The 25,182-nt window shown below is 70.5% G+C and carries 19 protein-coding genes; 9 read left to right on the forward strand and 10 right to left on the reverse strand.

Annotated elements, in window-relative coordinates; genetic code table 11:
* Positions 1-25: 25 nt before the first annotated feature.
* Entirely contained in the window at positions 26-1,006 is a 981-nt protein-coding gene (locus ABEA46_RS08960) for an Lrp/AsnC family transcriptional regulator (RefSeq protein ID WP_345544093.1), read from the reverse strand.
* A 175-nt stretch (positions 1,007-1,181) separates the two neighbouring features.
* Here ABEA46_RS08960 and ABEA46_RS08965 point away from each other — a divergent pair, with 175 nt between their 5' ends.
* From ABEA46_RS08965 to ABEA46_RS08990, 6 genes are read left to right on the forward strand one after another with little or no spacing between them, the layout of a single operon-like run.
* Entirely contained in the window at positions 1,182-2,576 is a 1,395-nt protein-coding gene (locus tag ABEA46_RS08965) for an ABC transporter substrate-binding protein (RefSeq protein ID WP_345544094.1), read from the forward strand.
* Complete coding sequence (locus ABEA46_RS08970; protein WP_345544095.1) at positions 2,573-3,532, forward strand: carbohydrate ABC transporter permease; 960 nt, start codon at positions 2,573-2,575, stop codon at positions 3,530-3,532. Before ABEA46_RS08965 ends, ABEA46_RS08970 begins: the two co-directional genes overlap by 4 nt.
* A complete protein-coding gene (locus ABEA46_RS08975; protein ID WP_345544096.1) occupies positions 3,529-4,398 on the forward strand; it encodes a carbohydrate ABC transporter permease in 870 nt (289 codons plus the stop codon). Before ABEA46_RS08970 ends, ABEA46_RS08975 begins: the two co-directional genes overlap by 4 nt.
* Positions 4,395-5,780 carry a Gfo/Idh/MocA family protein gene (locus ABEA46_RS08980; protein WP_345544097.1) on the forward strand — a complete coding sequence of 462 codons (1,386 nt, stop codon included), beginning with the start codon at positions 4,395-4,397 and terminating at the stop codon, positions 5,778-5,780. The genes ABEA46_RS08975 and ABEA46_RS08980 overlap by 4 nt, the downstream gene beginning before the upstream one ends.
* Positions 5,777-7,939, forward strand: a complete 2,163-nt coding sequence (locus ABEA46_RS08985) for an alpha-N-acetylglucosaminidase (protein WP_345544098.1) — start codon at positions 5,777-5,779, stop codon at positions 7,937-7,939. Before ABEA46_RS08980 ends, ABEA46_RS08985 begins: the two co-directional genes overlap by 4 nt.
* Positions 7,940-7,957: 18 nt before the next feature.
* On the forward strand, positions 7,958-9,487 hold the full coding sequence (locus ABEA46_RS08990; RefSeq protein ID WP_345544099.1) for an arylsulfatase: 1,530 nt from the start codon (positions 7,958-7,960) through the stop codon (positions 9,485-9,487).
* Positions 9,488-9,580: 93 nt separating this feature from the next.
* Here the strand turns inward: ABEA46_RS08990 and ABEA46_RS08995 are convergent, their stop codons facing one another.
* The gene (locus tag ABEA46_RS08995) at positions 9,581-10,312 is read right to left on the reverse strand and encodes an alpha/beta fold hydrolase (protein WP_345544100.1); all 732 of its coding nucleotides are present in this window, start codon (positions 10,310-10,312) and stop codon (positions 9,581-9,583) included.
* A gap of 210 nt (positions 10,313-10,522) precedes the next feature.
* Between ABEA46_RS08995 and panD the strand changes: the two genes are divergently transcribed.
* From panD to ABEA46_RS09010, 3 genes are all read left to right on the forward strand, one after another.
* Positions 10,523-10,909 carry an aspartate 1-decarboxylase gene (panD, locus tag ABEA46_RS09000; protein WP_345544101.1) on the forward strand — a complete coding sequence of 129 codons (387 nt, stop codon included), beginning with the start codon at positions 10,523-10,525 and terminating at the stop codon, positions 10,907-10,909.
* Between the two features lie 35 nt (positions 10,910-10,944).
* Positions 10,945-11,808: an aminoglycoside phosphotransferase family protein gene (locus ABEA46_RS09005; RefSeq protein WP_345544102.1), complete on the forward strand. Its 864-nt coding sequence runs from the start codon at positions 10,945-10,947 to the stop codon at positions 11,806-11,808.
* Positions 11,809-11,957: 149 nt separating this feature from the next.
* Positions 11,958-15,041, forward strand: coding sequence for a VWD domain-containing protein (locus ABEA46_RS09010; protein WP_345544103.1), 3,084 nt, complete (start codon positions 11,958-11,960; stop codon positions 15,039-15,041).
* Between the two features lie 20 nt (positions 15,042-15,061).
* Here ABEA46_RS09010 and ABEA46_RS09015 read toward each other — a convergent pair whose 3' ends face one another.
* The 8 genes from ABEA46_RS09015 to ABEA46_RS09050 all read right to left on the reverse strand — a co-directional run bounded on the left by ABEA46_RS09015 (position 15,062) and on the right by ABEA46_RS09050 (position 25,092).
* Positions 15,062-15,991 (reverse strand): ROK family protein, encoded by a 930-nt coding sequence (locus ABEA46_RS09015; protein WP_345544104.1) that lies wholly within the window; start codon positions 15,989-15,991, stop codon positions 15,062-15,064.
* Positions 15,988-16,746, reverse strand: coding sequence for a copper homeostasis protein CutC (locus ABEA46_RS09020; RefSeq protein WP_345544105.1), 759 nt, complete (start codon positions 16,744-16,746; stop codon positions 15,988-15,990). Before ABEA46_RS09020 ends, ABEA46_RS09015 begins: the two co-directional genes overlap by 4 nt.
* On the reverse strand, positions 16,743-18,416 hold the full coding sequence (locus ABEA46_RS09025; protein ID WP_345544106.1) for an ABC transporter ATP-binding protein: 1,674 nt from the start codon (positions 18,414-18,416) through the stop codon (positions 16,743-16,745). The genes ABEA46_RS09020 and ABEA46_RS09025 overlap by 4 nt, the downstream gene beginning before the upstream one ends.
* Positions 18,413-19,348: an ABC transporter permease gene (locus ABEA46_RS09030; protein WP_345544107.1), complete on the reverse strand. Its 936-nt coding sequence runs from the start codon at positions 19,346-19,348 to the stop codon at positions 18,413-18,415. Before ABEA46_RS09030 ends, ABEA46_RS09025 begins: the two co-directional genes overlap by 4 nt.
* Positions 19,345-20,364, reverse strand: a complete 1,020-nt coding sequence (locus tag ABEA46_RS09035; RefSeq protein WP_345544108.1) for an ABC transporter permease — start codon at positions 20,362-20,364, stop codon at positions 19,345-19,347. Before ABEA46_RS09035 ends, ABEA46_RS09030 begins: the two co-directional genes overlap by 4 nt.
* Before the next feature lie 41 nt (positions 20,365-20,405).
* On the reverse strand, positions 20,406-22,214 hold the full coding sequence (locus tag ABEA46_RS09040; protein ID WP_345544109.1) for a peptide ABC transporter substrate-binding protein: 1,809 nt from the start codon (positions 22,212-22,214) through the stop codon (positions 20,406-20,408).
* A gap of 156 nt (positions 22,215-22,370) precedes the next feature.
* The gene (locus ABEA46_RS09045; RefSeq protein ID WP_345544110.1) at positions 22,371-23,852 is read right to left on the reverse strand and encodes a M81 family metallopeptidase; all 1,482 of its coding nucleotides are present in this window, start codon (positions 23,850-23,852) and stop codon (positions 22,371-22,373) included.
* 61 nt (positions 23,853-23,913) lie between these two features.
* Positions 23,914-25,092 carry an ROK family protein gene (locus ABEA46_RS09050; RefSeq protein WP_345544111.1) on the reverse strand — a complete coding sequence of 393 codons (1,179 nt, stop codon included), beginning with the start codon at positions 25,090-25,092 and terminating at the stop codon, positions 23,914-23,916.
* Between the last annotated feature and the right edge of the window lie 90 nt (positions 25,093-25,182).

The raw sequence follows: 25,182 nt of genomic DNA on the forward strand, positions 1-25,182 counted from the left end.
CGAGCCGCCGACCGGGCGTCGCACGTCAGCGCACGGCGGTGAGGTGGCGCGTGCGGCCCGCCCGCTTCAGCGAATGCAGCGCCACCGCGACATCGGCGTGCTGCAGTCCGGGGAGCCCCCCGATCGTCTCCGAGATGAAGGAGTAGAGGGCGGCGTCCGAGGCGAGCGCGACCTCGCCGCACAGATTGCGGTCGCCCGTCGTCGCCGAGATCATCAGGACGGATGGATGCCCCGCCAGCAGTTCGCCCGCGCGGCTGAGCTGTGTGGGGTTGACGCTGAGCGCCACGAAGGCGTTCACCGGAAGCCCGATGCGCTCGGGCTCGATGACCGTGCGCATCCGCAGCGCACCTGAGGCCATCATCGCCTCCGCGCGGCGCCGGACCGTGACCGGACTGACCTCGCACAGCTCCCCGAGGCGCTGCCACCCCAGCCGACCATCCTCGGCCAGCGCGGCCGCGATGCGCCCGTCGAGCGCATCGGTCTTGACGCGCCGGTCCGGCAGCGGATCGGCCCACGGATCCAGGCGCTGGGCGCGCAGCTGCTCGACCACCTCGTCGGGCAGCAGATCCGGCAGCCAGCTGTGCGGCGTGGCGAAGCGCCGGATCACCTGATTGCTCCACACCGCCAGGACCCCGTCCAGCGCCGGCAGCTGCTCGAGGGTGAGCGCGAGCAGATGGTCGTTGGAGGTGTACCCGATCTCTGCGATGCAGTCCACGCTGCCCGTGACGAGCTTGACCGAGCCGCATGCCGACCACGCGGCGATGCGCTGCGCCGACCGGTGGGCCTCGCCCGGGCGGCACCGCAGCCGCACGAACAACGACCGGGATCGTCCGGTCGCCTCGCCGTCGAGCACGCCGATGACGCGCACATCGCCGTCGCGCACCAGGCGCGCCACGCGCCGCGACGCCGTGGCCTCCGACGTGAAGACGGCTTCGCTGATCTGGGCGTTGCTGGCACGCGGGTTGGCCAGCAGGGCACCGGTGATGCGCCGGTCGAGATCGTCCACGAGAGGCACCTTACATTCAGGAGTACCGTCGACAGAGGTGCTTTCTTGCATTCTGTCGCTCGATCTCTACGAGATTGCTCGCCTGGCGGAATGATCGCACCGTCGGCGCAGCATCGAGGCTGCGCCGCTTCGCCCCGTTCCCCGGCGCTCGCGCCACGACAAGAGGAGTGATGCAATGACCCGGACCCCCACACAGCGTCTCGTGGCTCCACTCGCGATGGCGGCGGTGCTCGGCCTGCTGGCCGGCTGTTCCGCCGGCACGCCCGACACCGACGACACCAGCACAGGGGAGGCGAGCGGCAGCGTCGTCTTCTGGACGCCGCAGACCACGCCCGATCGCCTCGCCGCCCAGGAGGCGGTCGCTGCCGCCTTCACCGAAGAGACCGGCATCGACGTCGAGGTGGTGCCGATGGCCGGCGCCGATCAGGACCAGGCCCTCGTGACCGGATCGGCAACCGGCGACGTGCCGGACGTGATCCTGCACTCGTCGAGTCAGACCGGCGCCTGGACCTCGCAGGGCCTGCTCGACGCCGACGCCGCCACCGCGACGGTGGACGCGCTCGGGCTCGACACGTTCAACGAGCACGCGATCGACGCCGTGACGATCGACGACCAGATCTCAGCCGTCCCGAGCGACGGGTGGACCCACCTCGTCGCGTACCGGGCCGACCTGCTGGAGCAGGCGGGCGTCGACGTCCCGACCAGCGTCGAAGAGCTGGCCGATGCGGCCACGACGATCAAAGAGAAGCTCGGCATCACCGGACTGGCATTCGGCACCCAGGCGGGCACGGCCTCCGCGACCGAGGGCATCCAGTCGATCTTCCAGAGCGCCGGGTGCGATCTGGTCGAGGACGGCGACGTCACGATCGATTCGGACGCGTGCACCGAGGCCGCCGAGCAGTTCCTCCGGCTGCGCGACTCGTCCGTCGCCGGAGACTTCGACGTGACGAGCGCCCGTGCGGCGTACATGAACGGCGACGCCGCCATGCTGCTGTTCTCGACGCACATCCTGGACGAGCTGGCCGGGCTCGACGAGGCCACGCCTGCGACGTGCCCCGAGTGCGCCGCGCAGCCCACGTTCCTCGCCGACAACACCGAGTTCATCACGGTGCTCGATGAGGACGACCCCGCGCAGTACGGGGCGATCCTGAGCTACGGCATCCCCACCGGCGCCAACACGGCGGCCGCGCAGAAGTACATCGAGTACGTGATGAGCACGGGCTATGTCGACACCCTCGCCGTCGCGACGGAAGGGCGCATCCCGCTGCGCAACGGCACCGCCGACAACCCGACCGAATTCATCGAGGCGTGGGGCGGGCTGGGCATCGGTCCGGGTCAGACCAAGACCTCGGTCGACCTGTACGGCGAGGAGTTCGTCGACAGCATGCGCGACGGCATCAACTCGGTCTACCTGTGGGGCATGGGCACGCCGGACGCGACGCTGGCCGGCCTCGTGTCCAGCCAGGGCGTGCTGTCGGGGCAGATCGAGCAGCTCTACAACGGGGTTCCCGCCGATGAGGTGACAGCCGCCATGAAGGCGGCCGTCGAGGAGGTACAGGCGGGCCTGTGACCACCGGAGTCCTCCGTCACCGCTGGGGGCGGCCTCGCAGCCGCTCCCAGCGGGACAACCGCAACGGTCTGCTCCTGACCGCCCCGACCTTCCTGGTCATCCTCTTCGCATCGCTGCTCCCGCTGCTGCTCGTGGTGGTCTTCGCGTTCAGCGAGATCCGCCTCGTCGACATCCCCCGTCTGGGCACCGAGCCGATCGACTGGTCGCTGGAGAACTTCCGGCGGGCGCTGGCCAATCCGGCCTTCTGGCGGGCGCTGGGCACGACCCTGCTCTACGCGTCGCTCACGATGGTCGGCTCCGTCGGGCTCGGACTCGTCCTGGCGCTGGCGCTGCGCCGGCCGTTCCCCGGCCGCGGCATCGTGCGGGCGCTGCTGCTGGTCCCCTACGTGCTGCCGGTCATCGCGGCCGTCACGATCTGGCAGACGATGCTCAACCCGCAGTACGGCGTGATCAACGCGTTCGGACGCGAGGTGCTGGGGTGGGAGCAGTCGATCGGCTTCCTCAACACCACCACGACCGAGGTATGGGGCATCCCCATCCCGCTGTCGCTGCTGGTGGTCGTGGCGTTCGAGATCTGGACGTCGGCGCCGCTGTCGTTCCTGTTCATCACGGCACGCCTGCAGGGCGTGTCGCCCAGCATCGAAGAGGCGGCGGCGCTGGATGGGGCGAACGGGATGCAGATCATCGGCCGCATCGTCCTGCCGCAGCTGAAGGGCGTCATCCTGCTGCTGTGCCTGCTGCGGTTCATCTGGACCTTCCAGAGCTTCAGCGAGATCTTCCTGCTCACCGAGGGCGCCGGCGGCACCCAGGTCATGGCGCTGAAGGTGTACACCGAGCTCGTCACCCGCGCCGACATCGGCAGCGCCGCCGCGTACGGGCTTCTGATGTCGGTCGTGCTCATCTCGCTCCTTGCCGTGTACGTCGCGCTCTCGCGCAGGAAGGTGGACCTCGAATGACCCGGCATCGGTCCGCTCTGCGGCCCCACCCGCTGGCCACCACGGGTCGCGTGGCGATCATCGCGCTCGCGCTGATCTTCGCCCTCGGCCCCGTCCTGTACGGCTTCGTGCTCTCGCTGCGTCCGTACGCGTCGATCGTGCAGGCGCCGCTGAACCTCTTCCCGGCATGGGACGAGCTGGACTTCTCGGGCTACACGACGGCGATGCTCGACCCCGCCCAGGGCGGCTTCGGCCTCGGGCGGTTCGTCATCAACTCGCTGGTGGTGGCCGCCTGCACCGTCGCGCTGTCGATCATCGTCTCGATCCTCGGCGCGTACGCGGCCGCACGACTGCGCTATCGCGGGCGCGGCTTCGTGAACGGCATCATCCTGGGCGTGTACCTGTTCCCCGGGATCGTGCTGTCGGTCCCGCTGTTCGTGCTGCTCGCGAAGGCGGGGCTGACGGGCTCGCTCGTCGGGCTCTTCCTCGTCTATGTCGCGACGACGGTCCCCGTCGCCATCTACATGCTGCGCAACTACTTCCAGGCGCTGCCCGAGAGCGTGGAAGAGGCCGCGATCGTCGACGGCGCCTCGCTGCCGCAGATGCTGCGCAGCGTCGTGCTGCCGATCGCGCTGCCCGGCGTCGTCGCGACGGCCATCTACGTCTTCATGATCGCGTGGAACGAGTACTTCTATGCGCTGCTGTTCCTCGTGCAGGACCGCGAGCTGTGGACGGCGCCGCTCGGCATCTCGCAGCTCGCCGACTTCAATGTGCCGGTGACAGTGCTGCTGGCGGGCTCTCTCGCCGTCACGGCACCGGTCATCGTGCTGTTCTTCGTCGCGCAGCGATACCTGGTGGAAGGCCTCACGGCAGGAGCGGAGAAATGACCCGACAGCAGCGTCTCGTCGTGATCGGGGCCGGCGGGCGCGGACGCGACGCCTACGGCCGCTGGGCGATCGAACACCCCGATCGCGCGCGCATCGTGGCGGTGGCCGATATCTCGGCACCGCGGCGCTCGGCTCTGGCCGCCGAGGCCGGTGGGGCCGCGGAGTACGCCGACTGGCGAGACGTCGTCGCCGACCTGGGTGCGCTGCGGGCCGACGGCGTCGTGATCGCCGTTCCCGACGTGCTCCACGTCGACGTCGCGATCGCGGTGGCCGAGGCCGGCATCCCGTTCCTGCTGGAGAAGCCGGCCGCACCCACCCTCGCCGAGCTCTCGCGGCTGGCCCGCCACGCCGCCGACGCGTCGTCGCGGCTCGCGGTGGGTCACGTGCTGCGGTTCACGCCGTTCTGGCGCTCGATCAAGCGCATCCTCGATTCCGGCGCGATCGGGCGCACGATGACGCTCGAAGTGAGAGAGAACATCGGGTTCTGGCACTTCGCGCACTCGTACGTGCGCGGCAACTGGCGCAGCACAGCCCGTGCCGGTGCGATGGTGCTCACCAAGACGTCGCACGATCTGGACCTCATCCGGTGGCTGGCCGGCTCTGCGCCCGAATCGGTCTACAGCATCGGCGAGCTGACCTGGTTCCGTCCCGAGAACGCCCCTCCGGGCGCCCCGGAGTTCTGCCTCGACGGCTGCCCCGTGGCCGACAGCTGCCCGTTCTACGCGCCGCGCTACTACGTCGACGCGCTGGCCGGCGTGTCGGGTCATCCCGTGCACCTGCTCGGCGCGGACACGTCGCCGGCCGGCCGCATCGCGGCGCTGCGCACCGGCGAGTACGGACGCTGCGTGTACCGCAGCGACAACGACGTCGCCGACCATCAGCAGACGACGATGATGTTCCCCGGCGGGCTCACCGCGACCCTCACGGCGTCCGCGTTCACCGCCGAGAACACCCGCAACGTCGCCATCACCGGCTCGGCAGGGCAGCTGACCGGTCACATGGAGAGCGGAGAGATCGTCGTGGACCTGTTCTCGCCGGCGGCGGTCCTTCCCGACGGCCTGCCGCTGGCCTCGCACACGACGCAGGCGAGGCCCCCGATGGGGCACGAGCGCCACACGCTGCACGTCGCGATGCCCAACGCCGACCTCGGCGACCACGCCGGCCATGCCGGTGGCGACGCGGCGCTGATGGCCGAGTTCGTCGACGCGCTGGTCGCCGGCACTGTCGGCGAGGGCGAGCTCTCGTTCGCCACGGCGCTCGACAGCCACCTCATCGCGTTCGCCGCGGAGGAGTCGCGCCTGTCGGGGGTCCCGGTCGACTTCGCCGCGTGGTCGTCAGGCCTGGACATCGCCGCCGGTGCAGAAGGGGTCGCCCAGGCATGAGCGAGCCGGACTTCGCGGATGCCCTGCGCCGGCTGATCGCGCGGGCGGGGGGCGATGCGTCGCGCGTCCGGGTCGAGCGGGAGCCTCGGAACCGGGATGCCGCCGCCACCGGCTCGTTCCACGCCGACGCCGGCACGCTGACGCTGCGCGGAACGGACCTCGTCGCGGCGGCGAGCGCGTTCGCACGCTATCTGCAGTCCCATGGCCGGCGCATCACGTGGGAATCGCCCGTGATCACGGCCCGCGGGGCAGCCTGGCCGGATGCGCCCGACACGGCGCAGGCGACGCGGTTCGGCATCCGCTATCACCTCAACGTCGTCACGCACGGCTACTCGACGGCGTACTGGGACTGGCCGCGCTGGGAGCGGGAGCTCGACTGGATGGCCCTGCACGGGGTGACCCATCCGCTCGTCCTGACGGCGTACGAGGTCGTCCTGGCGGAGGCGCTGCAGCGCTCAGGCGTCGCCGACGACGAAGCGCGCGCCTGGGTGGGCGGCGCGGCCACGATCCCGTGGATGTCGATGGGCGGCCTGCACGACTTCGGCGGCCCGTTGCCGCAGGCGTGGGCGACGCGGCGCGTGGAGCTCGCGCGCAGCATCCTCGCCCGCACCCGCGAGCTGGGCATGACCCCCGTCCTGCCGGTCACCGGTGGGCAGGTGCCGACGTCGCTCGCCGGCGATGGAGCCGCCGAGATCGACTGGCAGGGGTGGCGGACGCCGCTGCTGGCCCCCTCCTCCACCGGATATGCGAGCTTCGTGCGCACGTTCCTCGAAGTGCAGCAGGAGCTGCTCGGCGACCCGGGCACGCAGCCGTGGTTCGCCGTCGATCCGTACATCGAGTCGCTCCCGCCGTCCGGCGACCTGGACGAGCTGGCCCGGGCCGGCGCCGGTGTGCACCGGGCGCTGGCCGCGGTGCATCCGGAGGCGACGTGGCTGCTGCAGGGCTGGCCGTTCCACTACCACCGCGCGTTCTGGTCGCGCGAGCGGATCGCGGCCTATCTGTCGGGCGTCCCCCGCGACCGTCTCGTGCTGATCGACCTGTGGGGCGAGCACGCTCCGATGTGGCGCGAGGGCATGCACGGGCGGCGATGGATCTGGACGGCCGTCCACAACTTCGGCGGACGCTTCGCCCTGTTCGGAGATCTGCGCGGACTCGCTCAGGACATGGCAGAGCTCGCGGCGCGGCATCCCGAGGGGGTCGAAGGCGTGGGACTGGCTCCCGAAGCGATCGAGAACAACACAGTGTTCTACGAGGCGGCTGCCGACGCCGTGTGGTGCGAGCTCGACGTCGACCAGTGGCTCGCGGACTTCGCGGTGCAGCGCTACGGCGTCGACGACCCGGCCGCCCGCGAGGCATGGCGGCTGCTCGGAGCGACCCTGTATGCGCCGGGCCGCACCCGCTCGATCCCCTCCCCGGTGATCGCGCGCCCCTGGACCGCGTCGGCGCCGTTCGCGACCCAGCGTCTCGCCGGTGAGGCGCTGCCGGCTGAGCCCGCACGGATGTCGGCCAACATCGATGCCGAGAACGATCCCGCCGTGCAGGGCGACCTGCCGGCCGTCGCGCACGCTGCGCGACTGCTGATCGGGCTCGAGGGGCAGGCGGTGAACCGTGACGCGCTCGAGCGCGATGTCGTCGAGCTCACCGGACACGTCGTGGCGCAGCAGCTCCGGCAGCACATCCGCGGGGTGCTCGCCGCGTCGCAGGCGCACGACGCCCCCGCGCTCCGTGGCCACGCCGCGCGGCTGCAGGACGACCTGCGCGCCCTTGACGACCTGGTCGCGACACGGCCGGAGTCGCGCGCGTCGACGTGGATCGCCGCAGCCCGCTCGTGGGCCGAAGGGGCGTCCGAAGCCGACATCATGGAGCGCGACGCGCGCAGCCTGGTGTCGGTGTGGGGCCATCAGGGCAGCGGCCTGCACGACTACTCGGGCCGGCACTGGGCCGGCCTCGTCCGAGACCTGTACGCGCCTCGGTGGGCGGCCTGGACGGACTGGCTCGAGGATGCCGCCGAACGCGGGGTCGCGCCCGACGAATCGGCCCTGCGGGAGCAGATCGTGCGGATCGAGGAGTCCTGGCGCGGTGCGACCGGAAGCGACGACGCGTCCTCCGCCGAACCGCTGGCCGTCGCGGCGGCGACCCTCGACCGGCTCGGCCTCTGAGAGCGGACGGCGCGGACCATGACCACGCGACCGAACGTCCTGCTCATCGTCACCGATCAGCAGCGGTGGGACTCCCTCTCGTGCGAGGGCGGCTTCGCGCCGACGGCGAACCTCGACCACCTCGCCGCGACCGGCACCCGGTTCCGCAGCGCGTACTCGTGCACACCGTCCTGCACGCCGGCGCGGGCGTCGCTGCTCACGGGACGAGATCCCTGGCATACCGGCATCCTCGGCATGGGACAGGGTCAGCCGCCGCTCGCGGGGCTGACCGACACGCTCCCCGAGGTGCTGGGCCGGGCCGGCTACCAGACGCACGGCGTGGGCAAGATGCACTTCACGCCGCAGCGGGCGCGCTACGGATTCGACGAGACGGTCCTCGACGAGTCGCTGCGGGTGCAGGACGATCGCTTCGTGTCGGACTACACGGCGTGGTTCGAGCGGAACGCCCCGGCGGACGTGAGGCAGTCCGATCACGGGGTCGACGTCAACTCGTGGATGGCGCGTCCCTCCCATGTGCCCGAGCACCTGCATCCCTCGACGTGGACCGCGACCGAATCGATCCGCTTCCTCGAGCGGCGGGACCCGACCCGGCCCTTCTTCCTGATGACGTCGTTCGCCCGCCCCCACTCGCCGTACGATCCCCCGGCGTTCCACTACGAGCACAACCTCGAGCGTGCCCGCGCCGGGATGATCCCCGACCCCGCGGTGGGCGACTGGGCACGGCTCCACGACGTCGACGGCGCCGACCGGGCGGACGTCAACGCGTGGCGCGGAAGACGCAGCGACGACGAGATCCGCCGCGCCCGCGCCGGCTACGCCGGACTCGTCCATCACATCGACGACCAGATCGGGCGCCTGATGCGCGTGCTGCGCGACCGCCGGCTGGATGACGACACCATGGTCGTCTTCGTCTCGGACCACGGCGACATGCTGGGGGATCACAACCTGTGGCGCAAGACGTATGCGTACGAGGGCTCGGCGCACGTGCCCCTGCTCGTGCGTCTGCCCGCCGCGCTGCGCGCCGACTCCGATGCCCGCACGGCGGACGAGCCGGTGTGCCTGCAGGATGTCATGCCGACCGTGCTTGACGTGTGCGCCGTGGACGCCCCTGCCGGCGTCGACGGGCGGAGCGTCCTGCCTCTCATCCGCGGCGACGAGGTGTCATGGCGGGACGTCGTGCACGGCGAGCACTCGACCTGCTACGACCCGTCGCAGGAGATGCAGTTCCTCACCGACGGACGCTGGAAGTTCGTGTGGTTCCCCCGCTGCGCACCGGGTGCGCCGGCGGAGCAGCTCTTCGACCTCGCGGTGGACCCCTACGAGCGCCATGACCTCGCCGCCCGCGCCGAGTACGCCGCGGATGTCCGGCAGTGGCGCAGCCGTCTGGCTGAGATCCTCCAGGCCCGCCAGGCGGGACTGGTCGACCGGGGCCGACTCGTCCCGCAGCACGAGCGGCCCCCGCTCGTGTCGCCGGCCGCGGCCGAACGACGGACCCCGGCTCCCGCGCTGCCCCGCGACGAGCGGATGGATGCCGCCGCGCCGGCGTGACGGCATCCCTCCGATCCTGCTGTCGCCCGGTGCGACGGATCCCCGGGCCGCGGCGCCTCGGCCGCGGACCCGGGGATCCGTTGCGCACGGATCTCAGCCGATCGACGCCGCGGCAGCGCGGATGGCCGCGAGCGCGACCTCGGGCTGCGACACCATCGACACGTGCGACGCGTCGACCTCGCTGATCGTCGCGCCCGCACGCTCGGCCATGCGGCGCTGCGTGTCGATGGGGATGACGAGGTCCTGCGTGCCGAGCACGGCCCAGCTCGGGATCGTCTTCCACGCCGGCGCCGCCGAGGGGGTCACGTTGGCGACGAAGGATGCCGGGCGCTGCGTCGCGACGATCGTCCAGCGATCCACCTCAGGCAGGTCCTGCGCGAACGCGGTGTGCACAGTCTCGGGCTTGAGGAACGCCTCGGCGGCACCTTCGGGAGCACCCGGGTAGCCGGCGACGTCGAGCACCGTCGTCGGGTCGGCGACGGCGAGCGCCGAGCCGGATCCCTCGAGGATGCCGACGACGGTCTCGCCCTCGTCGGGGATGAATGCGTCGACGTAGACGAGCGCCCGGACATCGCCGCCCTGCGCCCCGGCATTCGTGATGACCGCGCCCCCGTAGGAGTGGCCGACGAGCACGACCGGTCCGCTGGTCCGCTGCGCCAGGAACGACGCGATGTAGGCGGCGTCGGACTGGAGCCCGCGCAGTTCGTTCGGCGGTGCGAGGACGGTGTAGCCCTCGGCCTGCAGCGGGACGCTCACGGCGTTCCAGCTGGATGCATCCGCCCACGCGCCGTGCACGAGGACGATGGTCGGCTTGGTTTCTGACATACGACTTCCCATCGGTGATGCCGCCTCTCGGCGACGGTTGATGAATCAGTCACGTCACGTGCTGCCCCAGACGCGCTACGCACAAGATAGGGGTCGCGCTCGGACTCGCGCCAGAGTCAATGTCGAAACGCTTTCCCAACGAATCGCGTGCGCGATCATCGCCTATTCTTGGATGCCGTCCATCAATCCCTCCACCATCCCGAGGTCCCTGTGCTGCGAACGCTGCTGAAGTCCAAGCTCCACCGTGCGACAGTGACCGGCGCCGACCTCGCCTACGTCGGCTCGATCACGATCGACGAAGACCTGCTCGACCTCGCCGACATCCTGGAGCACGAGCAGGTGCACGTCGTCGACATCAACAACGGCGCCCGCTTCGAGACGTACACGATCGCCGGAGAGCGCGGCTCGGGCGTCGTGCAGATCAACGGCGCCGCCGCCCGGCTGGTCCACACCGGCGACATCGTCATCGTCATGTCGTACGCGCAGTACGACCGCGACGAGATCGCCGGCCACGAGCCCATGGTCGTCGACCTCGGCGAGTCCGAACCGGGCCTCGGCGCCAACCGTGCGATCAGGGTGCTCTCGCACGGCGGTTGACCCGCGTCGCGTCCGCGCCTGCCAGGCTGGCGGGGATGCACATCGACGAATCCCTCGCCTCCGCCCTGGTCGCAGAGCAGTTCCCCGACCTGGCCGGCCTCCCCGTGCGGGCCGTCCCGCGACAGGGGTGGGACAACCGCACCTTCCGCCTCGGCGACGACCTCTCGGTGCGGCTGCCGAGCGCCGAAGGCTACGTCGCCGCGGTCGCGAAAGAGGAGCGGGCGCTCCGCTTCCTCGACGGCCGGCTCCCCGTCGCGGTGCCCGCCGTCGTCGCCGTCGGCGCACCGGGCCCGGGCTACCCCTATCCGTGGTCGGTGCGGCGCTGGCTGCCCGGCGACACGGTGGCGGCGGCATCCACTCTCGATCAGCTCGCCCTCGCGAACGACGTCGGAGGGATGCTGGCGGCCCTGCGATCGCTGCCCACCGAGGCCGGGGCGGCGGCCGGACGGCATTCGTTCTATCGCGGCAGCCACCCGAGCGCGTACAGCGACGAGGTGCAGACGGCGCTGCGCAGGCTCGACGTCGACGCGGAGGCGTGCGCCGCGGTGTGGCTCACCGCGACCACGAGCGTGTGGGAGTCGGCGCCGGTGTGGTTCCACGGCGACGTCGCGGTCGGCAATCTGCTGGTGCAGGACGGCCGGCTGAGCGCGGTCATCGACTTCGGCACGTCCGGCGTCGGCGACCGGGCGTGCGACCTCGTCCTGGCGTGGACGCACTTCCGCGGCGAGGGGCGCACGGCGTTCCGCGAGGCGGCCGGACTCGACGACGCGACGTGGCAGCGGGCGCGCGGCTGGGCGCTGTGGAAGTCGCTCGTCGTGCTGTCGGGCCAGTCCAGCCCGGACGAGGGCGATGAGCACCGGCGGATCCTCGCCGAGGTGCTCGCCGACCCCGTGGTCTGAGCGGCCTCAGTTCAGCGAGACCCCGATGGTGGTGCGTGGGTATCAGCGCGCACCCCAGCTGCCTCCTTCTCCGCGCATGCCATCGACGGCGAGCGCGCACGGGAACACGATGTGCTGACGGGGCATCCGCTCAGCGGACGGGTGGGGCGATGGGCAGGCGGCTGGGGACCGTGGTCATCACGGCGGCGTTGGTGGCGGGAATGACGGCGTGCTTTCCCGCGCCGGGACCCGAGAAGGATGCCGCCGACCCGACTCCGACGTCCGGCGCGGTGACCACGACGGACGTGCAGCCGCCGGTCGAGGACTGGGAGCCGAGCACCCGCACCGAGCAGCTGCTCACCGAGATCGACGCGTCACTCGCCGACGGCGGTACGACGGCGCAGCAGGCGATCGACGCGTTCGCGCTGTACTTCGATGACGTGCCCGGCGCGAGTCCATCGGCGCTGCCGGACGGAGACGGGCCGGGCCTCACCTACACACTGCAGCTCATGGAGCAGCACCGGTCCGAGCTGACGCCGGAGCAGGTCGCACGCCTGGACGCGGCACACGGGGTGCCCGATCCCGACGAGGCCCCGGCATCCCTCACCTCCCTCGTCCAGCCGGTGACGGGGTGGCTTCCTCCCTCCGACGAACGCGCCAGGCTGCGGCGTCTGGTCGCACTCGCCATGAAGGACTGGCGCCAATACCAGCCGGGGTGGGGCGAGCTCGTGCCGCACCTGCTGTACTCCGACGAGGTGGTGGACGTGCCCCTCATGGAGGGCGCCGCTGCGGCGAGTGCAGAGCTCTCGGGCTCGGCGAGCGGAGTGTGCGACATCACCGTCTACCGCGACGGTGTCGAGCCTGCCGCCGACGACGACTGGTGGCGCTACGCGTTCGCCCACGAGCTGTTCCACTGCTACCAGCAGATCTGGCGGGGCGACCTGCTTACCGAGCCGTCGTGGGTGATCGAAGGATCCGCGGTGTTCGCGTCGCTGGATCTGCATCGTGGCGAGCCGATCCCCGACGGCGTCGTGGGCACGGACTGGTTCTCGTCGCAGTCGAAGCCGTTGCCCGCGTTCTCGTACGACGCCTGGCCGATCTTCGAGACGTTCCATCAGGCCAAGGGCGAGCCTTACGGCGCCGTCCGGCACATGCTCGAGGCGGCAGCTCACAACACCGCGAGTGCGCTCCGGGCGGGTGGGATGGATGCGCTGCCGTTCCGCCTGCGCATGGCCACGGCATCCTCCCGATTCGACGAGTTCCACCGGCTGTTCTCGATCGACCCGACCCAATGGGATCTGGCCTGGCCGTCCGGCAACACCCACGAAGGACCACGTGACAACAGGATCGACCAGCCGGCACTGGGGGTCGGCGAGATCACCAAGTCGTTCATCGATTCGTTTGCGCACAACGTGCATCGGTTCACGTTCACCGCCGACGTGGGACTCGTCACGATCGCCGCGCAGAGCACGTTGCTGGGCGTCGCAGGCGAAGCCGACATCGTCACCATCGCGGACGGCACGTCGAAGACGTTCTGTGTGGACGCGTCACAGTGCCGGTGCCCTGACGACACGACGTCTGACACGATTCCGCTGGACGAGCGTGCCATCCTGCTGGCGATGGCAGCCGGCGACGAACAGCACGGCTACGCCATCAAGACCCAGAAATGGGACCCCGACACCCGGTGCGAGAAGCCGAAACCGAACCCGAAGACGGCGGGCACGCACGGCGACCCGCACATCCGGACCTTCGACGGGCTGTCGTTCGATGTGATGACGCGGGGTGAGTTCGTGGTCGCGCGTGACACCGCGGGCGGGTTCGAGGTGCAGGGGCGCCACGAGGCGGTGAGCCGCAGCGAGACGGCGCCCGCGGGCAACAGCGCGATCGCGATCACGGCAGCGGGGCACCGGTTCACGTTCACGGCGGCCGAGTTCGCCCTCGACGCCGAGGTCACCGTGCGGGCCGATGGTGAACCGCGCGCGGACGCGCGGTTCACTGTGGCAGGCGTACGCGTCGAACATTCCGACATCGACGGCTATCGCGCGTGGACGGTGACCCTCCCCGACTCGAGCACGGTCACGCTGGTCTGGGGCTCGTGGTTCTTCGTCGATCTGGCACTGACGCCCGAGCGCGCCGCGCGCACGGTGGGTCTGGTGGGCTCCGCCGACGACGACGCCACGAACGACCTGCGGCTGCCCGACGGGTCGCTGCTGCCGGCCGGCGCAAACATCGAGACCGACTTCGCCGAGAAGTGGTGGGTGGATGCCGCCACCAGCCTCTTCGACTACGCCCCGGGCACCTCGGCGCTGGGCTATCGTGCCCCCGCACCGCCGGTCACCGAGTTCGAGAGCAGATTCGAGCGGGAGTGCGCGGACGCGCTCGGCCCACGCGCCACTCGCGACGAGGTCGCCGAGTGCGCCCTCGATCTCGCCTTCGCCGAGCTGAAGGCCACGCTCGACATGTATGCGAAGCAGATCGGCGCCCGGGTGGACCGCGAAGACATCGAGTGGGTGCAGGTGCCCGAGCCCGCACCCGAGCCGCTCCCCGATCCGCTGTCCGTGGTGCGGCCGGTGGCAGGCGCCCCCACGCTGGCGATGACGGCGCGGGCCGCCGAGTCCGATGACGGGCCCCTCGACACGCGCGCGGTCGCGGTGCCCCGGGGTGCCCTGCTGCTCGCCCGCACCGCGGACTGCGACGCGGCCGAGATCTGGGTCGAGGTCGGCGACAACGAGCCGGCGACCGACGACCTCCCGGTGCGCATCCCCCTGTGCGGTGACCGGCCGGGGTTCGACAACTACAGCGGGACGCAGTACGAGGGTGAAGGCTATGCGTTCACCGGTCCCGCGGGCGATCGAAGGTTCGAGCTGCACGCCACGTCCGACACCCTCCCGGAGGTCCGCGTCGACGTGTACGTGGACCCCACACCGACGATCGTCGATCAAGCCGCGATCGACGCGAAGCACGGGTTCGCCGGTGCGCTGGACGGGGTCGGCGACGCCGTGCTGCTGCTTCCCGACGTCGACCACGTCGCGACCTGGCCTGCGACCGGCCTCGACACGGTGTGCCTCAACATCGCGTACGGCGGCTCGCTGGACGACGACGTCTGGGTGATCGAGCCGCGCTGTCGGCACACCGATGCGCTCACGCTGTCGGTGAACCGCCTGTCCGAAGACGTCGGAGTCGAGATGCCGGTCCTGCTCTTCCGCCGGGATGCCGGCAGCACCCGGGTCGAGATCGACGTCCCCGCCGACTGAGGACGACGACGCTCGCGGACTCAGTTCGCAGAGACACCGATCATCACGCGGGCGGCGAGCTCGCGCGCCTCGGCGACCGCGCCCACGGCGCCGGCCCACTTGCCCAGGGTCGCCGGGACGATCGGCGGCACGCGGTGGAACGTCGCCCGCTCGTCCACGAGGGCCCTCGCGCGCACGACGATGCGGTGCGGCGGGCTGGCCAGTCCGCCGCCGATGACGATCACGCCGGGGTCGACGAGCGCCAGCAGCGTCAGGATGGCGTCGGCCAGCGCTCCCGCGCCCCGCTCGACCACGCGGATCGCACGCTCATCACCCGCCTCGTATGCCGACAGGAGGTCCTTCGGCGAGCCCTCGCCACCGGCCCGGTTCCAGGCCTTCCGCAGCGCAGGCGCGCCGACGACGGTCTCGAGGCAGCCTCGCTGCCCGCACCCGCACCTCGCACCGGACGGCACGACGACCACATGACCGAGCTCCCCGGCGATGCCGTGGGCGCCGTCGACGACCACGCCGTCGACGATGTGCGACCCGGCGATACCGGTCCCGAGCGCCAGCGTGAACACGTCGCGCTCCCCCGCCCCCGCGCCCCATCGGGCTTCGGCGACGGCCGCCGCACGCCCGTCGTTGATGACGGCGACCGGCGCATCGAGCTCGGCAGTGAGGGCGGGACCCAGCGCGAGCCCGTCGAGCGCCGGCAGGTTCGCCGAGCGCAGCACCGTCCCGGTCGTCTCGTCCACGAGTCCGGGGATCCCGACGACGACGCCCACCAGCCGGTGCGGCCCGGTCACCTCCCGCGCGATCGCGGCGAGGCCGACCACCGGATCCTTCTTGGGCGTGGACGCCGTCCCCTGCACGAGCGCCTCAGGAATCCGGTCCGACGGGGCCGCCGAGGCAAGCCGGTACTTCACGCTCGAGCCTCCGACATCGAGGCCGAGCACCACTGCAGAGCTCATCGGACGGAACCGCCCCCGTAGGCACGGACGGCCGCGGCGATGCCGCGCGCGAGGTCCGCGTCGACGGTGTCGTACGAGCCGACGCCGCCGGTCTCGGCGGAGCCCATGCTCACACCGGAGTCGCCCGGCACGGTGCGCTTGGCCGAAAAATGGATCGCGGGCACACCCGTGCGCAGAATGCCGTCGACCGCGGCGGCGGTGACGCCGCCGCCCGCCATGACGTCGATGCGTCCGCCGGCGCGCGCCACCATCGCGGCGAGCGTCGCGGCTCCTTCGAGAGCGGTGGATGCCCCACCCGACGTCAGCACGCGGTCCACGCCGAGCGAGACCAGGTCGTCGATCGCGGCGAGCGGATCCGCGGCCAGGTCGATCGCACGGTGGGCCGCGAATCCGGCCTCACCGGCGGCATCCCGCAACCGCCTCATCTGGTCGCGATCGAACCGTGCGTCCTCGTCGAGGCAGCCGACGACCACGCCCGACGCGCCCGCGGCGATCGCCGCCCGCACGTCGTCGGCCATGACCCCCACCTCGTCTGCGCTGTAGCGGAAGCCGCCGGGACGCACGCGGATCAGCGCGTGCACCTCCACGGCACCGGCCGCAGCGGCCACTGCGTGCTCGAGCGTCGCGATCGACGGCGTCAGGCCGCCCAGCGCGAGCGCCTGGCACAGCTCGACGCGCGCGGCGCCGATCTCGACCGCGACCTGGACCGCGGCCGCGTCCTGGGCGATCAGCTCCAGCGCGGGCACTGCACTCACGCGACGCTCCGCGCGGTCAGACGGGCCAGGCGGCGGCCCGACTGCACCACCGGGTCGGGCACCGGCACCGAGGCGAGCAGCCGCTTGCTGTACGGGTGCTGCGGACGCAGCAGCACGTCGTCGGTGCGCCCGAGCTCCACGACCTGCCCGGCATACATGACGGCCACGCGGTCCGAGAACTCGTGCACGACCGCGAGGTCGTGGCTGATGAACAGGCACGCGAAGCGCATGCGCTCCTGCAGCTCGCGCAGCACCTTGAGCACCGCGGCCTGCACCGACACGTCGAGCGCGCTCGTCGGCTCGTCGGCGATGATCAGCTCGGGCTCCAGCGCGATCGCGCGGGCGAGGCCGATGCGCTGACGCTGACCGCCCGACAGCTCGTGCGGGTAGCGGCTGGCGTACGATGCGGGCAGCTCGACCGCCTCGAGCAGTTCGCGCACGCGCGCCGCCCGGGCGCGGCCCGACATCGGGTGCGAGCGCCGGTGCACGATGAGAGGCTCCGCGATCGCGTCGGCCACTGTCGCCCGCGGGTCCAGGCTCGAGCCCGGATCCTGGAACACCGTGCCGACCCGGCCGCGCAGACGCCGCTCGGCGCGGCCGCGCACGCCGCCGTGCCCGACCTTCTCGCCGAACAGGCGCAGCTCGCCACCCGACATCGGCACGAGGCCGAGCGCGACCTTGCCGAGCGTCGACTTGCCCGAGCCGGACTCGCCGACGAGTCCGAGGATCTCACCCGGGGCGATGTCGACCGACACCGCATCGAGCGCCGTGAAGTGCTGGCCGGCCTTGCGGTACGTCACGCTCGCCTCGCTGAGCGACAGCACCGGCGTGACCCCGGCGACCGCCGGATCGAGCTCCGGCTCCACCTCGTCGGCGTCGGGCAGCCGCGGGACGGCCGAGAGCAGTCGCTGCGTGTACGCCGCTTCGGGATGCCGCAGCACCTGGGTCGTCGAGCCCACCTCGACCATGTCGCCCCGGTACATCACCGCGACCCGGTCGGCGATGTCGGCGACGACGCCCATGTTGTGGGTGACGAGGAGGAACGCCGTCCCCCGCTCGGTCGCGAGGTCGCGGATGAGGTCGAGGATCTCGGCCTGCACGGTGACGTCCAGGGCGGTCGTGGGCTCATCGGCGATGATGAGCTTCGGGCCGCAGGCCAGCGCGATCGCGATGACGACGCGCTGACGCTGGCCGCCCGACATCTCGTGCGCGTACCCGGTGGCACGGCGCTCGGGCTCGGGGATGCCCACGCGGCGCAGCAGCTCGACGGCCTGGGCGTGCGCCTGGGCCTTCGTCAGGCTCTCGTGGTTGCGCAGCGCCTCGGCGATCTGGTCGCCGATCCGCATCGAGGGGTTGAGCGCGGTCATCGGCTCCTGGAAGATCATCGAGATCTCGCGGCCGCGCACGTCGTTCATCTGCGCTTCGCTCAGCGCGGTGAGCTCGTGGCCCTCCAGCGCGATCGACCCGGTGCGCGTCGCGGTCGCCGGCAGCAGCTGCAGGATCGACATCGCGGTGACGGACTTGCCCGACCCCGACTCGCCCACGAGCGCCAGCACCTCGCCGGCGCGGATCTCGAGGTCGATGCCCTTCACTGCCTCGACCGGGCCGTCGTCGGTGCGGAACGTGACCTGCAGGTCACGGATGCTCAGCAGCGGTGCGTTCGCGCTCAACGGTCGCGTCCCTTCACGTCGAAGAAGTCGCGCAGGCCGTCGCCGATCGCGTTGAACGCGACCACGACCAGCACGATGCACAGGCCCGCGGGGAAGATGAGCCACCAGGCGCCGGCGTACGTGTACTGCATGCCGCCGGTGAGCATGGCGCCCCAGTCGGTCGCGGGCTTCTGCAGCCCCATCCCGAGGAACGAGACATAGGCGACGAGGAGGATCGCGTCGGCGACCTGGAAGGTCGCGTTGACGACGATCGTGCCCACGGTGTTCGGGACGATGTGCTTCATGACGGCGCGGCCGTGGGTGCCGCCCATGGCGCGGAGCGCGAGGACGTACTCGCGCGATTTGAGCGAGATGGACTCGGCGCGCACGAGACGCGCGGGCACGAGCCACGAGACGAGTCCGATCACGACGATCATCAGCGGCACGGACGGCTTCATGATCGCCGAGAGGATCAGCAGCAGGAAGGTGGCGGGGATCGCGATGCCGGCATCCACGATCCGCATCATGACGGCATCCACGGCGCCGCCGACGTAGCCCGAGACCGCACCCCACAGGGTCCCGATCACGGTGGCCAGCACGCCCGCCGCGAGGCCGATGACGATCGACACCTGACCGGCGATCATGAGGCGGCCGAGCACGTCGTAGCCGACGTCGTCTGTGCCGAGCGGGTGGCCGGCGGTGCCCGGCGGGAGCATCGTGCTCGTCAGGTCGGTGTGCACCTGGTCGGTCGGGTACACGAGCGGCCCGACGAAGCAGAACAGCAGGAAGAAACCCAGGATGACGAGGCCGAACACGGCCAGCTTGTTGTGCGTGAAGCGTCGCAGTCCGCGACGGAACGGCGAGCCGGAGCCCTTGCGCACGGGGGTGGCGGCGGTCTTGCCGGACGCCGGGTCCGCGGTCTTGTCCGCGGCGGGCACGGTGACGGTCGTCATGACAGTTCCCCTCGGGTACGGGGGTCCAGCAGAGCCTGCACCAGGTCGGCCAGCAGCGAGCCGACGACCGTGGCAACCGCGATGACCATCACGCAGCCGAGCAGAACCGGGTAGTCACCGGTCTGGGCGCTCGTCCAGAAGAGCAGCCCCATCCCGGGGTAGTTGAAGAGCGACTCGACCACGATCATGCCGCCGAACATGACGGGCAGGTAGTAGCCCAGCATGGCGATGACCGGGGTGAGCGAGTTGCGCACGACGTGACGCCGCACGACGACGGCCTTCGGCGTGCCCTTGGCGCGCGCGGTGCGCACGTAGTCCTCCGAGAGGTTGTCGATCGTCGCCGAGCGCATGTAGCGCGAGATCGTGGCGATGATGCCGAGTGCCGCGGTGGCCACCGGCAGGACGAGCCCGGCGGGGTTGGCCAGCACGTCGGCCACGGTGTCGCCCTGCGGCGCGAGGGCCGGGAACCATCCCAGCCACTGCGAGAAGACGATCACCAGGATGAGGCCCAGGAAGAACGAGGGCGTCGAGTAGATGACGAAGTTCCAGGTCGTGAAGGCGTAGTCGCCGGCCTTGCCGCGACGCACCGCCTGGTAGATGCCCATCGGGATCGCGACGATCAGCGCCACGATCATCGAGAGGGATGCCAGCAGCAGCGTCTTCGGAAGACGCTGGCCGATCGCGTCGGCGACCGGGCGATTCAGTGTGAACGAATCGCCCAGGTCGCCGACGGCGAGGTGCGACAGGAAGGTGAGGTACTGCTGCCACAGCGGCTGGTCGTAGCCGTTGGCCGCGTTGAACGCGTCGATCTGCTCCTGGGTCGCCTGCATCCCCAGGATGCCGAGGGCCGGGCCCTCGGGCATTGCCAGGTTGAGCAGCGCGAACACGATGAGCGTCACGATCAGGATGACGATGAGCCCTTGGACGACACGTCGCCCCAGGAACATCCAGATGCCGAACCGGTTGCCCCCGGCTTTGGCCGTGGTGCGCGCGGACTGCGCCGTCGCCGTGGTCATGCTTCCTCTACTTCTGCTTCTTGTCGCCGGTGACTGTCAGATCAGTCGGTCCACGACCACCGCTGCGGGTAGAACGACGCACCCGGGTCCTGGTGTGCGACGTCGAGACCCTTCTTGATGACCGAGACCTGATACACCGGGTTCGGCATCCACATCACGGGAAGGTCCTCGGCCAGCAGCGCCGAGTACTCCTGCGCGATCTGCGGGTCGGTCGAGGCCGTCATCTGGTTGATGAGCGTCTCGGCCTCGGGGTTGTCGTACTGACCGGCGTTCCACTTGGTGTCCTTGGCGAACACGCGCTCACCCGTGGGGTAGGCCGGGAAGTACCACGAACCGGCGGTGCCGAAGAAGACCAGCTCCCAGCTGCAGGTGGTCGAGCCCTCGACCTTGCACGACTGCGCCTCGGTGAGCACCGAGTCCAGCGGCTTGGCGTCGATCGTCATCTTGACGCCGACCTTGGCCAGCGACGACTGGATCTCGGCCATCATGTTGTCGGTCTCCTGCGAGCCGTTCTGCGTCGTCACGACGATCTCGGCCTTCGTGCCGGCGGCGATGCCCTCACCGCACTGGTCGTCGCCCGAACCGGGCGTCGTGCACTCGAAGACGTCGTCCGAGTTCTTCGTCCAGCCGTGGCTGCTGAACAGCTCGGCCGACTTGTCGAGGTCGAACGGGTACGGGTTGTCCTTCTGGACGTCCGAGAGGTACGCCGAGTCCTGCGTCTGCGGCACCGGGCCGTAGTCCGGGGTCGCCGCGCCGTGCCAGATGACGTCCGAGATCGTCTCCTGGTCGACCGCGTGCTGCAGCGCCTGGCGCACATAGAGCTGGTCGTAGAACGCGCCCTTCTCGGGGTTCGCGAAGTTGTACGGCATGTACGTGATCGACCAGCCGGCCCACGGCTCGACCGAGTAGCCGAGGTCCGTGAACTGCTTCTCGTTGGTCAGCTGCGCGCTGGTGACGTAGCCGTAGTCGACGTCGCCCGAGCGCACCGCGTTCATCTCGGCGTCGGCCGACGTGAACGGGACGAAGGTGACCTCGGTGATGGCGGGCTTGTCGTCACCGGTGTACTTGTCGTTCGCGGTGAGGACGACCTGGCCCGAGTCCGACCAGCTCTTGACCGTGTACGGTCCCGAGACGGTCTTCCACAGCTCGTTGGTCGCGTACGTCTTCATGTCCTCGGCCTGCGAGAACAGGAAGTCGAACACCTGGACGGCCGTGTCGGCGTCCTGGTCGAAGTCGCCGATCTCGCCGTCCGCGCTCGTCTTGTCCCACGCGTGCTGGGGCATCGGGTAGACGAGGCTCAGCTGGTTGGCCAGCAGGAACTCCTCGTTGTAGACGGCGTCGAACGTCAGCGTGAAGTTCTTGTCGTCGATGATGTCGAACGCGGTGATGTTGTCGGGGATGCGGCCGGCCGAGTAGCCGCCCGTCTTCTCCGCGTTGTAGCGGACGAGGTTGTACCAGAACTCGACGTCGCGCGACGTGACGGGCTCGCCGTCCGACCAGTCGAGGTCGTTCAGCGTGATGGTGACCGAGAGGTGGTCGTCGCTGAACTCGTAGGACTTCGCGGCCGAGCCCTTCTGGTCCCACTCCATCTTTCCGCTGGTGCCGTTGTACTCGAACAGGCGCGGCCACATCGTGGCCTTGATCGCGCTGTTGTGCGTGGCCATCGTGTCCGGGCTCGAGATCGGCAGGATCCAGTTCGGGCCTGTCCCTGCCGGAAGTGCGTAGCTGACCGAGTCCTTCGTGTCGCCGGCCGACTCGGTGCCGGACGACGCGCATCCGGACATGACGAGGGCCCCGGCCGCCACGACGCTCAGGGTCGCGACGAGACGTCGCATCACTGGCTTACGCATCAAACCTCCTTGTTCACACGGTCGAGACGGGTCATGTTCGTTGGTTTCTCGACGCACTTTTCATCATTCACGCAGAAAGTACCCGCGCAATGCCATCCTTATTACGTTCTCGTAACTAACTTGCTCCATATTCGGAGCAAGTAAGTTACGAGACGCTCAGCCGAAGAGCCGCGGAGACAGGTCGGGAGCCGTCTCGAACCGGTCGAACGGGAACATCGGCCGCTGGATGCGGTGGTGTCCGAGACGCTGCAGATCCTGGTCGACGCCGCCCGGCGTCAGTGCCAGCGTCCAGCCGCGCTGGATCGCGTACAGCGTGGGCTCCAGGTAGCCGATCTTCGTGACGACGATCTGTGCAGTCAGCGGGTCGAGCCCGATCGCGGTGAAGTCCTCGACCGCGTGGTACGCCTTGCGGAACTCCGTGACGACGACCCGCAGACCGCCGACGCGGATGACGGCGATGCCGCCGGCATCCGGATCCCCCTCGTAGAGCCCGTCGAGCACGCCGGCGATCGCGACCGGGCCGTGCGGGCCGTGGTCGATGCGCGCTCCCGCGGTCACCGCGACGCGGTCCCCCACGCTGTGGCCGCGCAGCTGCGCGAGCGCGTCGGCGTCGAAGATCGACCCCACGAGGACCGTGGGCGCATCGGGTGCGGTCAGCCGCTCGTCGGCCAGCAGCTGGGCGAGCGTCCACGTGACGTCACCGGTGCCGCCGGCGCCCGGGTTGTCGCCCGAGTCGCTGATGAAATACGGCGTGTCGGTCGCGGCGAGTCCGGCGTCCACGCCCTCGGCGAGGGTGCCCGGAGGGCCGACGAACTCGAACTCGTCGCGCACGTCCCAGAAGGCCTGCCCGAGCTCCTCGGCGGCGGCGGAGATCGCTGCGTCGTCCGTGCCGGTCACGACCACGACGCCGTGGCACCGCGGTTCGTCGGCCCACGCGTACCCGATCCACACCGCGGCGTCGATGATGCCGGGGCGCTGCTCGATCTCGTCGATGCGGGCGTACAGGCTCTTCGCCGGCTCGACGCGCGTCGAGGTCTTCTCGCCGGGGAGCAGGATCGGCACCGTCACGTGCGCGCGGCGCGGCACGATGCCCGACTGCAGCGTCTCGACGAGGTTCTTGATGGCGCGGTCGCGGGTCTCCCACGTGTCCTCGTGCGGCGCGAGCCGGTAGCACGTGATGATGTCGACCTGCGCGACGAGGGGGTCCGACACATTGCCGTGGAGGTCCATCGAGGCCGACACGACGACGTCGGCGCCGATCACCTCGCGGATGGCGGTGATCAGGTCGCCCTCGGCGTCGTCGAGGCCCTCGACGCTCATCGCGCCGTGGATGTCGAAGAAGAGACCGTCGAGCGGCGCTTCGGCGACCAGGGCGCGCAGTCCGTCGAGGATCCGCCCCTTGATCTGGTCGTACACCTCGCGCAGCACGGCGCCGCCGGGGATCGACCGGGCGTAGTACACCGGCAGCCAGTGCGCGGCGTCCAGGTACGTGCCGTCGCGCAGCGACGGGTAGCGCTGGATCAGATCGTCGCCTTCGACGCGCTGGAAGTCGCGCGCTGCGGCGCGGTGAGGAGAGAACGTGCTCGACTCGATCGCCATGCCGGCGATCGCGATACGCGGGAGAGGATGCTGGGTCACCTGGCCAGTTTAGGCAGACTGCGGAGAATCTCCCCGGCTTCCAGAATCAACTAGACGATCTTTATTCGATTTTGGATGAATAGTCCTTGAGGTCGCGGTCGATGCGCTCGGGTTCGAGCAGCGACGCCAGCAGTGCGTCCCCGACGCCGCGCGCGCCGCCGAGCGGCCCCGCCGCCGAGACGCTGATCTCGAGCAGGTCGGTCGACATCGGCAGGCACAGCGTGTAGATCGCCTGGCGCACCCCCGCGATGAACGCGTCAGCCGTCGCGAGCTGCCCGCCGATCGCGAGCACCCGCGGATTGAAGAAGTTGATGATGGTCGCGAGCACCTCGCCCGTGCGCTGACCGGCCTCGCGCAGGAGCCCGGTCGCCCGCGGATGCGCGTCGGCGGCGAGCGCGAGCACGTCTTCGAGGTGGTCGACGGCGATGCCCGACTCGCGCAGCGCATCGACGATCGCGGCGCCGCTGGCGACCACGTCGAGGCAGCCGACGCGTCCGCAGGAGCAGATCACCGGCGGGGCGCCGGCGAGCGCGACATGGCTGATGTCGCCGGCCACTCCGCGGTACCCGCGGTACAGCTCGCCGCCGACGATGACGCCGCAGCCGATGCCAGATCCGGCCTTCACGAAGACCAGTTCGTTGACGCTCTGCCCGCGCTCGACGAACTCCCCCATCGCCATCGCGTTGGCGTCGTTGTCGACGTGGGCCGGCAGCCCGGTGATCTCACGGAGCAGGTCTGCGACGACGATGCCGTTCCACCCGGGCATCCGCATGGGCGCGAGCAGCCGGCCGTCGCGCGAGTCGACCGGGCCGGGCAGGCTCATCGCGATGCCCTCGATGCGGGTGCCCGGAAGGTCCTCGCCGAGCGCCTGGACCTTCTCCCACACATCCCCGAGCACGCGCTGCGGGCCGTCCAGCAGCGACAGCGGCCGGTTCGCGTCGGCGAGCACCTCGCCGCGGCGGTTCATCAGCACGATCGTCATGTGGCGCTCACCGAGGTCGACCGCGGCGACGATGGTCTCGCCGGCGCTGACCGCCAGCATCCGCGGCCGGCGTCCGCCCTTCGAGGCGCCCCTGCCGGTCTCTTCGAGGTAGCCGTGCGCGATCAGCTCTTCGACGCGCAGCGCTACGGTCGACGCGCTCAGCCCGGTCAGGCGACTGAGGTCGGCGCGCGATTCCGCGCGGCCGGTCTGCACCAGGCGGAACAGCTCCCCGGCGCTCGGCGTGCTGGTGGCGGTCATCGTCAGCCTCCCTCTCGGAGACCCACCATACGGGCAGCACGCCCAACTTGCGTCGAATTCGCACGAACTATTTCAAGCCTCGTAGGAACG

It is taken from the genome of Microbacterium jejuense, assembly GCF_039544225.1.
In the GTDB taxonomy this organism is placed as follows: Bacteria; Actinomycetota; Actinomycetes; order Actinomycetales; family Microbacteriaceae; genus Microbacterium; species Microbacterium jejuense.